The 13313-nt window shown below is 41.7% G+C and carries 10 protein-coding genes and 1 riboswitch; all 10 genes read right to left on the reverse strand.

All coding sequences use genetic code 11. From position 1 onward, the window contains the following. Positions 1 to 279: 279 nt before the first annotated feature. Positions 280 to 1533, reverse strand: a complete 1254-nt coding sequence (purD, locus tag ACLIBG_RS00965) for a phosphoribosylamine--glycine ligase (RefSeq protein ID WP_439310814.1) — start codon at positions 1531 to 1533, stop codon at positions 280 to 282. Positions 1534 to 1738: 205 nt separating this feature from the next. After that, positions 1739 to 3271 (reverse strand): bifunctional phosphoribosylaminoimidazolecarboxamide formyltransferase/IMP cyclohydrolase, encoded by a 1533-nt coding sequence (gene purH / locus ACLIBG_RS00970; RefSeq protein ID WP_439310815.1) that lies wholly within the window; start codon positions 3269 to 3271, stop codon positions 1739 to 1741. A 130-nt stretch (positions 3272 to 3401) separates the two neighbouring features. After that, positions 3402 to 3968 (reverse strand): phosphoribosylglycinamide formyltransferase, encoded by a 567-nt coding sequence (gene purN, locus ACLIBG_RS00975; RefSeq protein WP_439310816.1) that lies wholly within the window; start codon positions 3966 to 3968, stop codon positions 3402 to 3404. Beyond that, on the reverse strand, positions 3961 to 4980 hold the full coding sequence (gene purM / locus ACLIBG_RS00980) for a phosphoribosylformylglycinamidine cyclo-ligase (RefSeq protein WP_439310817.1): 1020 nt from the start codon (positions 4978 to 4980) through the stop codon (positions 3961 to 3963). Before purM ends, purN begins: the two co-directional genes overlap by 8 nt. 323 nt (positions 4981 to 5303) lie before the next feature. Then, entirely contained in the window at positions 5304 to 6647 is a 1344-nt protein-coding gene (gene purF / locus ACLIBG_RS00985) for an amidophosphoribosyltransferase (protein WP_439310818.1), read from the reverse strand. A 14-nt stretch (positions 6648 to 6661) separates the two neighbouring features. Beyond that, the gene (gene purL / locus ACLIBG_RS00990; protein ID WP_439310819.1) at positions 6662 to 8881 is read right to left on the reverse strand and encodes a phosphoribosylformylglycinamidine synthase subunit PurL; all 2220 of its coding nucleotides are present in this window, start codon (positions 8879 to 8881) and stop codon (positions 6662 to 6664) included. Positions 8882 to 8989: 108 nt separating this feature from the next. After that, positions 8990 to 10288 carry an adenylosuccinate lyase gene (gene purB / locus ACLIBG_RS00995; RefSeq protein WP_439310820.1) on the reverse strand — a complete coding sequence of 433 codons (1299 nt, stop codon included), beginning with the start codon at positions 10286 to 10288 and terminating at the stop codon, positions 8990 to 8992. Further along, the gene (purK, locus tag ACLIBG_RS01000) at positions 10285 to 11415 is read right to left on the reverse strand and encodes a 5-(carboxyamino)imidazole ribonucleotide synthase (protein WP_439310821.1); all 1131 of its coding nucleotides are present in this window, start codon (positions 11413 to 11415) and stop codon (positions 10285 to 10287) included. Before purK ends, purB begins: the two co-directional genes overlap by 4 nt. Then, positions 11402 to 11893 carry a 5-(carboxyamino)imidazole ribonucleotide mutase gene (gene purE / locus ACLIBG_RS01005; RefSeq protein WP_439310822.1) on the reverse strand — a complete coding sequence of 164 codons (492 nt, stop codon included), beginning with the start codon at positions 11891 to 11893 and terminating at the stop codon, positions 11402 to 11404. The genes purK and purE overlap by 14 nt, the downstream gene beginning before the upstream one ends. Positions 11894 to 12264: 371 nt before the next feature. Next, a riboswitch (purine riboswitch) is annotated at positions 12265 to 12364 on the reverse strand. Positions 12365 to 12450: 86 nt separating this feature from the next. After that, positions 12451 to 13149, reverse strand: a complete 699-nt coding sequence (locus ACLIBG_RS01010) for a DUF2179 domain-containing protein (protein ID WP_439310823.1) — start codon at positions 13147 to 13149, stop codon at positions 12451 to 12453. Between the last annotated feature and the right edge of the window lie 164 nt (positions 13150 to 13313).

Genomic DNA, 13313 nt, shown 5'->3' on the forward strand with positions numbered 1-13313 from the left:
GGAGTCCCGTGTAACCCAAACACCGACCTCTTCTCGATTTCGAACACGTGGCGGAATCCCGCGTGACCCAAACTCCGACTTCTTCTCAATTCCGGGCACGTGGCGGAGTCCCGTGTAACCCAAACACCAACTTTTTCTCGATCTCGAGCACGTGGCGGAGTCCCGCGTGACACACACACTGCCTTTTTTTCGATTTCGGGCACGCGGCTGGCGCTGTTAAATCCAATTAAAAACAGCATATCAAATCCATGGACTTGATATACTGTTAATTATTTTTATTTAAATTTTATTTATCCCAATATCCTTCCGATAGAAAAATGCATCTGTTGTATTAAAAATTTGCAAATAGTCATATGCGGTTTGTGCTGCTTGATCTAAATTCTCTCCAACTGCTCCAACCAAAAGTACTCTACCGCCGTTCGATACGATTCCGTCTTTTGATTTTTCCGTACCTGCTTGAACGACAAATGTATAATCGGTTGGCTCGGATACAGGAATAGGGGCTCCTTTTTTATATAAACCCGGGTAACCTGCGGAGGCGACAACAACCCCAACGCACGCTTCGTCTTTCCACTCCAATTCAGGATCTTTTCCGGCCATGACATCAAGAATAACCTGATCAAGATCGTTATTCATTAAAGGCAGCACGACTTGTGTTTCCGGGTCACCAAAACGAGTGTTGAACTCGATTACTTTCGGCCCTTTCGGTGTGTTCATTAGTCCAGCATATAAAATTCCTGTAAAAGGCCGTCCTTCCTCCATCAAGCTGTCTGCCGCTTTTTGAAGTACAACTTTTTCCGTATAGGTTAAAATATCTTCTGTAACGTCAGGCACCGGGGCAAATGCTCCCATGCCGCCCGTATTTGGCCCTTCATCGTTATCATAGGCTCGTTTATGGTCTCTTGCCGGCATCATGGGAAATACATTATTTTCATGTACGAAGGCCATTAAGGAAAACTCATTCCCTTCAAGAAACTCTTCAATAACAATGGTTGCTCCAGCTTCGGCAAACGTTTTTTCAATCATCATATTGTCAATTGCTTCGATTGCCTGCTCTTTTGTTTCAGCAACGATCACACCTTTTCCTTCTGCCAAACCATCTGCTTTAACAACGATAGGAGCGCCTTGTTGCTCAATGTAACGTTTTGCTGCTTCGGCATCCGTAAATGTTTCATATGCTGCGGTAGGTATTTCGTATTTTTTCATGAAATCTTTTGCAAAGCTTTTACTGCCTTCGAGTAACGCGGCTTTTTCAGTTGGTGCAAAAACAGCTAAATTTTCTTCCTGAAAACGATCAGCAATTCCAGCATTTAACGGAGCTTCCGGACCAACAATTGTTAAGTCGATGCCTGCTTCTTTGGCAAAGTGAACCAAACCATCAATGTCCATTTCATTAATATTCACACACGTAGCATGCTTATCCATCCCACCATTACCCGGCGCAGCGTAAAGTTTATCCACTTGACTACTTTTTTCTAAATGCATGACCAAACTATGCTCGCGACCACCGCGACCTACAACTAAAATGTTCATCGAACTACACCTTTCATATGTTGTATTCATTTTTCGTCTATTAGAAGTTGTTCAAAAAGCCACCAAATTATTAGAGGCGAATCTCTTCGTTCGCTTGTTTCTCCGCTACTCATGTATTTAAATGCATACATTCCGCTGCTCGAACTGCGCCGCCTCGACCTTCTTGCTCCTAATTCGGCACTTTTTGAACACGCACTATTAACGATTAATGTTTAAAATGGCGCATATTTGTAAATACCATGGCAATTCCGTGTTTGTTACAGGCGTCAATGGAATCTTGATCACGCTTGGAACCACCTGGCTGGATTATCGCTGTAATACCTGATGCCGCTGCTGTTTCAACCGTGTCCGGCATAGGGAAAAAGGCATCGGAAGCCAGCACTGCACCTTTTGTTTTCGAATCTGCTTGCTCGATTGCAATTTTCGCTGCCCCTACCCTATTCATCTGGCCCGCACCAATACCGATCGTTTGCTTGTCTTTAGCGAGTACAATAGCATTTGATTTAACGTGTTTGACCGCTTTCCAAGAAAACAACAAATCAGCAATTTCTTCTTTGGATGGCTGACGTTCGGTTGGACATGTTAACTGTTCTTCTGTTACCTGACCTTGGTCACTGTTCTGAACAAGAGCGCCACCTTTAACGGTCGTTAATTTGTTGTATACTTGATCATCTTTTGTCATTTCAACCGTTAGCAATCGAATATTTTTCTTTTGTGTTAAAATGTCAAATGCCTTTTCCGTAAAACTTGGTGCCATTACAATTTCTAGGAATAACGCACTTAATTGCTCCGCTGTTGCCTCATCCACTTCCCGGTTACAAGCAATAATACCACCAAAAATTGAAACGGGGTCCGCATCATACGCTCGTTGAAACGCATGACTAATTGTATCCGCCAAACCGATGCCACATGGGTTCATATGCTTAACTGCTACAACGGCCGGCTCCTCATATTCTGCTACCATTTCAAGCGCTGCATTCGCATCTTGGATATTGTTATAGGATAGTTCCTTCCCGTGAAGCTGCTCAGACGATGCCAAGCTTAATGTTGTGCTTTGCGCTTCTCTGTAAAAAGCTGCTTTTTGATGCGGGTTTTCACCATATCGTAAAGATTGTACTTTTTCATATGTAACCGTGTATGTTTCCGGAAAAGTCTCTCGCGTCTGTTCTGTAAAATAACGTGCGATCATCGCATCATAATGCGCCGTATGCCGGAAAACTTTCGCAGCAAGTTGTTGACGTTTTGCCACGTTTACGTTTTGTTGTTTTAATCCTTCAAGAACGGACTCATAATCAGCCGGATCTACAACAACCGTAACATCTCGGAAGTTCTTGGCTGCTGCACGAAGCATCGTCGGTCCACCAATGTCAATATTTTCTACAATTTCTTCATCAGAAACACCCAGTTTTGCCAATGTTTCTTTGAAGGGATATAAATTTACAACGACAAGATCAATCGGGTCGATGTTGTTTTCCTGTAATTGCTTTTCGTGGTCAGCATTATCTCTTTTTGCCAGTAATCCACCGTGTACATTTGGGTGAAGTGTTTTAACTCGGCCGTCCAGAATTTCTGGAAAATCAGTTATAGAGTCGACGTTTTCTGCTTCAATCCCAGCTTCCTGTATGAGGCGTAGTGTTCCGCCAGTAGAAATAATTTCATATCCTAAACTAATAAGTCCTTTGGCAAACTCCGCAATATTTTCTTTGTTGGAAACACTAATTAATGCTCGCTTTTTCATCGGTTTTGCTCCTTTAATAAAAAATTTAAACATAGCGCTTAAGCTCTTGCGATTCTATCTCACATAGAACCATTCACCAGCAAGAGTAGGCGAGATTTGTTATTATTTCGCTGATGACCTGAGGATATTGCTAATCCTTCAACATAAGGTCTTTGATGACACGCGGATATAAGCGATGTTCCACTTTTTGGATGCGTTTTTTTAACGTCTCAATCGTTTCATCCGGGAACATTTCCAGCTCTTCCTGCGCAATAATTGGTCCTGAATCCATTCCGCTATCTACATAATGTACCGTAACACCGGTTTTCCCAACACCTGCTTCAACTGCTTGTCCGATGGCATCTTTTCCAGGAAATGCAGGTAGAAGAGACGGGTGAATATTAATAATTCTTTCCTCATACACGTCAAGCAACATTTTTCCAATCATGCGCATATAGCCGGCTAAAAATATCCACGTCACACCAGCTTCTTGCAGCTTATCAACCAACACTCGCTCGTAAGCTTGTTTGGAAGGGTAATCTTTTGCGGAAAACACGAACGTTGGAACGTCAAAATAATTGGCTTTATCTATTACTTTAGCGTCAGGTTGATCACATACGAGGAACGTTATGTCGCAGCCGGGAATTTTTTCTTTCATAATTGCTTCAAAATTGCTCCCTGTCCCGGATGCAAACACCGCAGCACGGACCTTACTCATGGAAAAATACTCCTTCGCGATCAGTCACTTTTCCGATAAGGGCAGCTTGTTCTCCTTGATCATTTAATATGCCCAATGCTTTGGTGACATCTTCTTCGGCAACAACGAGCGCCATTCCAATCCCCATATTAAAAACGCCGTACATTTCTTCTGTAGAAATTTGACCGGACTTTTGCAGAAATGAGAAAATTTCCGGTACGTCCCAGCTTGCCGAATCAAGTTCGACTCCGAGTCCTTCCGGAAGCATACGTGGGAAATTTTCATAAAATCCACCACCGGTAATATGGGAAATTCCTTTAATTTCAATGTTTTCCATTACAGATGCGACTGCTTTTGCGTAAATTTTTGTCGGTGTGAGCAGCGTATTCCCTAAAGGTTCAGACAGTCCTTCATATTTTTTATCAAGGTCGTACTGCTCAACTAGTTTACGGACAAGAGAGTATCCATTCGAATGAATTCCACTGGAAGCAATCCCTATCACTGCATCGTTTGTTTTTATAGCGTCCCCTGTAATCAGCTTTGATTTTTCAGCAATACCTACTGTGAATCCAGCTAAATCATATTCATCTTCCGCATACATACCGGGCATCTCCGCAGTTTCTCCCCCTACGAGAGCTGCACCGGCTTGCACACAGCCTTCAGAAATTCCGGCAACGATTTGTTCAATGGTTTCTGGGTTATTTTTCCCACAGCCTATATAGTCCAAGAAAAATAATGGTTTGGCTCCTTGTGCTACAATATCGTTTACACACATCGCGACTAAATCAATTCCAATCGTATCATGCTGATCCATTTGAAAAGCGAGCTTTAATTTAGTGCCAACACCATCTGTTCCGGAAACGAGTACAGGCTCATCATAGTTCAGATTCGTTAACTCAAACAACCCGGCAAATGAACCAATGCCGCCAAGCACCTCTGGACGGGATGTTTTGGAAATGTGCTTTTTCATCCGCTCCACAGCCTCATAGCCTTTATTAACATCTACTCCGGCTTTTTTATATACATTTGACATTTATTACGCCCCTAAATAAAAGTGTTTTAAAATTTTATTAATGAAAAGACAAGCTAAATGATTTCTTTAAAGAAAAATTGAAGAAGCAAGTTCATATGATTTTTATTGTTCCATTGAATCATAATACAGGTAGCTAACGAGAGTTCCTTACAAGGATCGAGTGGGTCACACGTTGTGACGCGCGTTCCTCTCATGTTAACGAGCGTTCCTCCCGGCTTGATGCGCGATACTCTCCACGCCATGCGCATTCCCGCCATATTCATGCGCGCTTCTCACACCTCTACGCGCGATCCGTTCCCAATTACAAAGCACGCTCTACTTTTTTAATCATTTAATTTTACTGGATAATCTCCTGTAAAGCAGGCGCTGCATATACCCTGGTTAATTGTTTTATCTTTTACGATGGCGTTCTCCAGTCCATCTTTACTTAAAAATGCTAGACTATCTGCACCAATAATTTCACGTATTTCTTCGATCGAGTTATTGGCAGCGATTAGTTCTTCCTTTGTCTTCATATCAATTCCGTAATAGCACGGACTTTCAATATGTGGAGAAGCGATTCGCACGTGCACTTCGGTCGCTCCAGCCTCTTTAATCATACGAACAATTCGTTTGCACGTCGTACCACGTACAATGGAATCGTCAATCATAACAACACGTTTGCCTTGGACGATCCCGCGAACAGGTGTAAGTTTCATTTTTACCCCTTGATCACGCAACTCCTGTGTTGGCTGAATAAATGTTCTGCCGATGTATCGGTTTTTAATTACACCCATCTCATACGGCAGCCCACTTTGTTCCGCATAGCCAATAGCAGCAGATATGCTTGAATCCGGCACCCCTGTAACTACATCCGCCTCAACGAGGGATTCTTTTGCTAGTTCGATTCCCATTTGTTTACGGGAAGCATGCACATTGACATGATTTAAGTCGCTGTCCGGCCTTGATAAATAAACATATTCCATGCCACATATTTTTCGAGCTTCACGAAAAGCAAATCGAGTGGAACGAATACCTTCGTTGCTAATTGTCAGTAACTCGCCTGGCATTACTTCACGTTCGAACGTTGCACCAACGATGTCGAATGCACATGTTTCCGCTGCAACCACATAAGCGTCACCAAGTTTGCCGATAGACAACGGACGAATTCCCCGCGGATCAAGAGCTACAATCATGCGATCTTCCTGTAGCATTAAAAATGCATATGCACCAACAATTTTTTGCAATGCTTCAATGATTGCTTCTTCGGTTGTATCTTTTCCGGTACGTCTTATTAAATGAGCTAATATTTCCGGGTCAGATGTCGTCTGCAGGATGCTTCCCTGGTCCTCCAATTCCCCGCGGAGGGTATGAGCATTCATAATATTGCCATTATGGGCTACAGCGAGACTTCCCTTTTGAGATCGAAAAATTAGCGGTTGAACTGCATCAACCTCGCTGTCCCCTTCACCCGCATAACGAACATGCCCGATTGCAGCATGCCCACTAAGCTTAGAAAAGTCGACCCGTTTAAATACATCGTTCACCAGTCCAAGCCTGCGATGAAGCTTTAATTTCTCTCCGTCACTGATGACAACTCCTGCGCTTTCCTGTCCACGGTGCTGAAGGGCATGAAGTCCGTAATACGTGATTGCTGCTGCTTGCTCGTGCCCCCAAATTCCAAACATCACACATTCCCCATTTATTCGTTTGATTTCAACTTATTTGGTATTGCTTCTTTCCAAAGGCTGCTTAGTATTTTCACATCTTCTTCTACGATGCTTGTATCATTTTTTTGGACAACATACTTTCCGTCATTGGTCACTTGACCAATTGCTGTTGCGTCATCAATAATGCTTTCAAACCTTGATTGATTTTCTTTTTTTACGGTGATAATAAATCTAGACTGTGACTCACTGAATAATGCAACTGTCGCATCTTCGGTTATATCAACGTCTAAACCAAGTCCTTTGTCCTGAAAAACACTTTCAGCAAGCGCTACAGCTAGACCTCCCTCTGCAACATCATGGGCTGACTGAACAACCCCTTCTTGAATAGCCTGCAAAATCTGCTTTTGTCTTTTTGCTTCTATATGCAAGTCAATAGCAGGTGCCTTTCCGTTATATTTACCGTCAACAATATTTTGTAATTCACTGCCACCGAATTCCGCTTTTGTTTCACCAACGAGGTAGATCACATCGCCAGCTTCTTGAAAATGGCTCGGGGTAATGTGCTCCGGTGACGTGTGTACACCTACCATCCCAATAATCGGCGTCGGGAAAATAGCTTCCCCTTTTGATTGATTGTACATGGAAACATTCCCACTAATGACAGGTGTTTCAAGTGTTTTCGAAGCTTCACTAATCCCATCAATACTTTTTTCCATTTGCCAAAAAACTTCCGGATTCGTTGGATTTCCATAATTCAATCCATCTGTCAGCGCTAACGGCTTCGCTCCTGAGCAAACGATATTACGAGCCGCCTCTGCTACGGCAATTTTCCCGCCTGTCTCCGGATCTAAGTAAATATACCGTGAATTACAATCCGTCGTAATGGCGATCGATGTGTCAGTATCTTCTATTTTCACAACGGCTGCATCCGAACCCGGTGCAACGATCGTGTTGCCAAGTGCTCCGGTATCGTATTGGGTGTATACCCATTCCTTACTAGCTATTGTTGGCTGTTGCAGCAATTGCTTTAAAATCGCTTTATGATCAGTCACTTCTGGAATCGTATTTTCCATTTGTTGATAGTCTTTAAAATAGGCAGCTTCCTTTGAAGGTAAGTGGTAAACAGGGGAATCCTCGGCCAATGCATCCACCGGTATTTCCGCCATCAATTCACCATGCTGCTTAATGCGAAATACTTTATCCTCGATTACGGTACCAATTGCTACTGCATCAATATCGTGTTTAGAAAATGTATCAATAATTTCATTTTCACGACCTTTTTTAACGACAAGCAGCATCCGTTCCTGTGATTCAGAGAGCATCAGTTCATATGCATTCATATTTTCTTCCCGTTGCGGTACGAAATCAAGATCCATCTCAATACCAGTACCGGCAGCACTTGCCATTTCACTGGCGGAAGATGTTAGGCCTGCCGCACCCATATCCTGCATGCCGACTAAAGCATCTGACTGAATGACTTCCAAACATGCATCTATCAGCCTTTTTTCAATTTCCGGATCACCAATTGCTACGGCTGACGTATGTGATTCTGCTTCTCCTTCCACGACATCAGATGAAAATGTTGCGCCATGAATTCCGTCTTTACCTGTATCCCTACCAGCGTAAATGACAACATTACCTACACCTGAGGCAACTCCTTTTTGAATATCAGCGTGATCAATTAAACCAATACACATCGCATTTACAAGCGGATTATCCTCATAACAATCATCAAATTGAATTTCGCCACCTACCGTTGGCACTTCCAGTGTATTTCCATAATGTGCAATTCCACGGGCAACTTCCTTCAATAAATACGGGGTGCGTTCAGCAGTTAAATTACCAAACCGTAACGAATTCATTAAAGCAATCGGTTTTGCTCCCATTGAAAATACATCACGAACAATCCCGCCGACTCCTGTTGCTGCCCCTTCAAACGGCTCTACTGCAGATGGGCTGTTATGGCTCTCTAGTTTAAAAACAACTGCTTTATTATTGCCGATATCAATCACCCCGGCACCTTCTCCAGGCCCCTGAAGGACATGCGGTGCTTTCGTCGGGAATTTTTTAAGCAGCGGCTTCGATGTTTTATAGCTGCAATGTTCCGACCACATAACAGAAAAGATTCCTGTTTCTGTATAGTTTGGCAATCGATTCATTACGTCTTTTGCCATGTTATATTCTTCATCGGATAATCCCATTTCTTTGTACAACTGCTCCCGCTCTATTTGCTCAGGTGTGATGTTTAACATAAGGATAATCTTCCCTTCAATAGTGTAATAGTCAATAGTTATTTCAGCTGATTTTTATGTACCCATGTGTCCGCTTGTTCATTCAACAAATGACGGAACACGGATCGTTTAATCGTCTAATCCGATTCTAGTAAATATATGGTCAACATTTTTTAAATGGTACGTATGATCAAAACAGGCTTCTATTTCATTTTGTGATAATGCATCCTTAATGTCCGCATTTCTCTCGAGCAATTCCTTAAAATGAACCCCTGTCTCCCATGCATCCATTGCTAATGGCTGGACAATTCCATAGGCCGTTTCCCGCGCCATCCCTTTTTCAATTAACGCAAGCAACACCCGTTGGGAAAAGATGACACCATACGTTTTATCAATATTTCGCCTCATATTTTCCGGGAACACCGTTAATTTTCGTACGACATTGGAAAAACGATTTAACATGTAATTCAACGCAATCGTCGCGTCTGGTAAAATTACCCTTTCCGCAGAAGAATGCGATATATCCCGTTCATGCCAAAGCGAAACATTTTCGTAAGCAGTCATCATATAGCCACGAATCACTCGAGCCATTCCGCTCATATTCTCCGAAGCGATCGGATTCCGCTTGTGAGGCATCGCAGAGGAACCGGTTTGTCCTGCTGCAAAAAACTCTTCTACTTCTCGTGTTTCTGTTTTTTGCAAGTTACGAATTTCCGTAGAAAATTTTTCGATCGATGTCGCTATTAATGAAAGGACCGAAACATATGCCGCATGACGATCACGCTGTAATGTTTGTGTCGATACCGGCGCCGGCGTCAGTCCTAAATTTTCACAGACGTATTGTTCTACATACGGATCAATATTTGCATATGTCCCTACTGCACCAGAAAGCTTGCCAAATTCGACACGCTCGGCCGCTTCATTAAAACGCTCCAAATTCCGTTTCATTTCTTCATACCAAAGTGCCATTTTCAACCCGAACGTTGTCGGTTCAGCATGAACCCCGTGCGTTCTACCCATCATAACGGTATGTTTATGTTCTAATGCTTTTTCTTTTAATACGTCGATAAATGCCGTTATATCTTTTCGAATAATTTCATTTGCTTGCTTTAATACGAATGATAATGCAGTATCCACAACGTCTGTCGAAGTAAGCCCGTAATGAACCCATTTTCTTTCTTCCCCTAGCGATTCCGAAACCGTACGGGTAAAAGCAACGACATCGTGTCTCGTTTCTTTCTCAATTTCGTATATCCGATCAACATCAAAGGAAGCGTTTTTTCGGAGCTGTTGGATATCTTCCTTTGGAATCACCCCTAATTCCGACCATGCTTCACAAGCTAGAAGTTCCACTTCCAGCCATGCTTTATATTTATTTTTTTCCGTCCATATCTCACCCATCTCTTCTCGGGTATATCGTCCAATCATTGTCTTTCCTCCTTGAATCGCTTTACCTGCTGTTGTACCGCTTCTTCTGTCGCTCCAATAAAAGTGACATGACCCATTTTTCTTTTCGCTTTCGCCTCATCTTTTCCATATAAATGAACAAAGCCGTCCGAACAACTTTGCATCGCTTGTAATGTCCCTGGAAGGTCTTCTCCTAAAACATTTGTCATCATTGCCGGCTGTAGAAGTGAAATTTCCGTAAGCGGCAACCCACAAATGGCGCGAATGTGCTGCGTAAATTGGGACACATTGCATGCTTCGATCGTATAATGTCCGGAGTTATGCGGGCGGGGAGCCATTTCATTAATGAAAATTTGCTCATCCCGTACAAACATTTCAATCGCAAACGTCCCGACAACATGAATCTTTTCCGCAAGCACAGCTGCTGCTTCGTGTGCTTGTTCCGCTAATGATTCGCTAATGGAAGCTGGCACAGTTGTTTCATACAAAATATGATCTTTATGGTCATTTTCAGCGATTGGGAAAAATGTAATTTCACCCGCTTGAGATCGACTGAAAACAACGGATATTTCTTTATCAAACGGTATCCACTCTTCCACGATGCATGGATGTTTCTCTTCAGCAAATGTTACGGCTTCAGCTATATCGTTTGCGTTCGTTATTTTCAATTGTCCTTTTCCATCATAACCCCCGCGGCATGTTTTAATTACTGCAGGCAAGGACATTTTTTCCAATGCTTGCTTACATTCTCCACCACTGTTCACGATAGTAAAGGAAGGAACCGGCAATCCATTTTCTTTTATTAATGTTTTTTCCTCTTCTCGATTTTGAGTGATTTGAAGAGCATATGCCCCCTGTGGCAGTTTTCCTTGTTGTTCAATGTATGAAGCTGCATCAAGATCAACATTTTCAAATTCATACGTAATCACATCTGCTATGTTTGTTAATTCTTTTATAGCTTCCATATCATCATAGCGTGCCGTAATTTGTTTGTCTGAAACTTGTGCAGTCGGGCAATTTGGTGTTGGATCTAGAACAGCGACTTGGTAACCCATATACTTAGCAGCAATGGCCATCATCCGTCCCAGTTGTCCACCGCCAATAATCCCAATTGTCTGCGGCGGTAAAATCAGCTTATTTTTTCGCAAGCTCGTCCCTCATTTCTGTTACTTTTTTCTTCATTTCATTCCGGTATGTTTCAAGGTTTCCGGCAACATGTTCATCCGATGCGCCAATAATTTGTGCCGCATACAACCCGGCATTTGTTGCACCTGCTTTTCCAATGGCCATCGTGGCGACCGGAACACCACCGGGCATTTGTACGATGGATAATAAAGAATCCATTCCGTCTAGAGCTTTACTTTGCACAGGAATTCCGATAACCGGTAACGTCGTTTGTGAGGCAACCATACCGGGTAAATGAGCTGCTCCACCAGCACCCGCAATAATTACTTTTAATCCACGTTCACGAGCTGATTTCGCGTAAGTAAACATATCATCCGGAGTGCGATGCGCAGAAACGACTTCTTTTTCATACGCAATTTCCATGTCATCCAGTACGGAACACGTATGCTGCATTGTTTCCCAATCGGAAATACTTCCCATAATGACACCAACCTGTACCATGAAATCCCTCTTTCCAAATAATAATTTAATCTAAAATCGTCCTATGAATGTATCTTCCCCGACACGATACTTTTAAAATACTTGTTTTCGTAATCGCTAATATTTTTAATCTGACAATTACAAATGCGCGTTCAAAAAGGACGATAAGAAGACAAAAAATTCGATATATCACTTTTACCGGTCTTTTTGAACAACCTCTACAAAAAACCAATTAAAAAAATCTATTCCTCTCCCCCTATTTAATGAGAGAAGATGAATAGACATAGCATGCTTGTGAAAAATCCTTCATTGCATCCAAAACAGAAAAGAAGCTAATTTAGATATACATCTATTATTCAGCTTCTGTTTCTCATCAATTTAATGACCTATCACTTTTGTTCATCTTCCCTCATAGTCCAGTATTTACGGTACCGGGTAGAAACTTTCGAGCCATATTCCCAAAAATATATGAGGAAGCTTATTTATTTTTAGTTAAGCATTTTTAATGTTTTCACCTGCATTTCAAGTATACCAACGTCAAGTTTTATCGTCAACAAAAATCGAACGATTTCAATTGTTTATGTTTTATTGTTCGGTTTTACAGAAATGTTATCTTGTTTCATATTCGTTTTGTTTTGTTCGCTCGCTTCCGTCTCATTCACTTGTTGTTCACTTGAACTTTTCTGTTTCTCTTTTTTTGTTCTCTGCTTTTTATTTTCTTTGTTTATATTAGGCTTACCCAACAGTTTTCCTTTTCGTACATGCTTCACCCAAAATCCACCATGAATTCGCTTCGGTTCATAGGAAATAATAAACGCTTTTGGATCAAGTTGATTAATTGTTTCATATAATTTTAATTCAAATTTTCTTGGCGTTAAAATCTCCATTGAAAGACGATCGCCTTCCATCCCGTATGAGGACCAGCTCGTCACACCGTATCCCTTCGTTCTCAATGTTTTCGTAAAAGCTATATCGGGGTTAGAAGATACAACATTTACGGTAATATATCCTAGTGCAAGCTTTTCTTCGATTTTACTTCCTACAACAACCCCTATTCCAAAACCGACTGCATATGCAATAATATTTTGAATCTGGTCTAAATTATCAAGGACTAAACTTAATCCAAGAACATAAACCGTAATTTCAAACATACTGACAAGCGCTGCTAGGTATCGCTGACCTTTTAATGTTAAAATCATCCGCATCGTAGAAAAAGATACATAGACAATATTAATAATAAGAATGATTACTACCATAACAACTGCATTACTGAGCAAAAACAATCCCTCCCAAATGAGTAAGAACAACGTTACCAACAAAGCTTCTTAATCATCCTACAAAAACGTGCATATCGATATAGAATCAAAAGAAATTTTTCAATGGATACGTTTAGATGCTATTACTTTATTTCATTATAAAGAGGAATATGTATGATACACAA

It is taken from the genome of Virgibacillus sp. W0181 (assembly GCF_051846915.1).
GTDB lineage: Bacteria > Bacillota > Bacilli > Bacillales > Amphibacillaceae > JBPYCR01.

Bases quoted from the DNA above. Each gene is read 5' to 3' on its own strand.
- purF (WP_439310818.1), bottom strand. From the start codon at position 6,647: ATGTTTGGAATTTGGGGGCACGAGCAAGCAGCAGCAATCACGTATTAC.
- purE (WP_439310822.1), bottom strand. From the start codon at position 11,893: ATGGTACAGGTTGGTGTCATTATGGGAAGTATTTCCGATTGGGAAACA.
- purN (WP_439310816.1), bottom strand. From the start codon at position 3,968: ATGAGTAAGGTCCGTGCTGCGGTGTTTGCATCCGGGACAGGGAGCAAT.
- purM (WP_439310817.1), bottom strand. From the start codon at position 4,980: ATGTCAAATGTATATAAAAAAGCCGGAGTAGATGTTAATAAAGGCTAT.
- purL (WP_439310819.1), bottom strand. From the start codon at position 8,881: ATGTTAAACATCACACCTGAGCAAATAGAGCGGGAGCAGTTGTACAAA.
- purH (WP_439310815.1), bottom strand. From the start codon at position 3,271: ATGAAAAAGCGAGCATTAATTAGTGTTTCCAACAAAGAAAATATTGCG.
- purB (WP_439310820.1), bottom strand. From the start codon at position 10,288: ATGATTGGACGATATACCCGAGAAGAGATGGGTGAGATATGGACGGAA.
- purD (WP_439310814.1), bottom strand. From the start codon at position 1,533: ATGAACATTTTAGTTGTAGGTCGCGGTGGTCGCGAGCATAGTTTGGTC.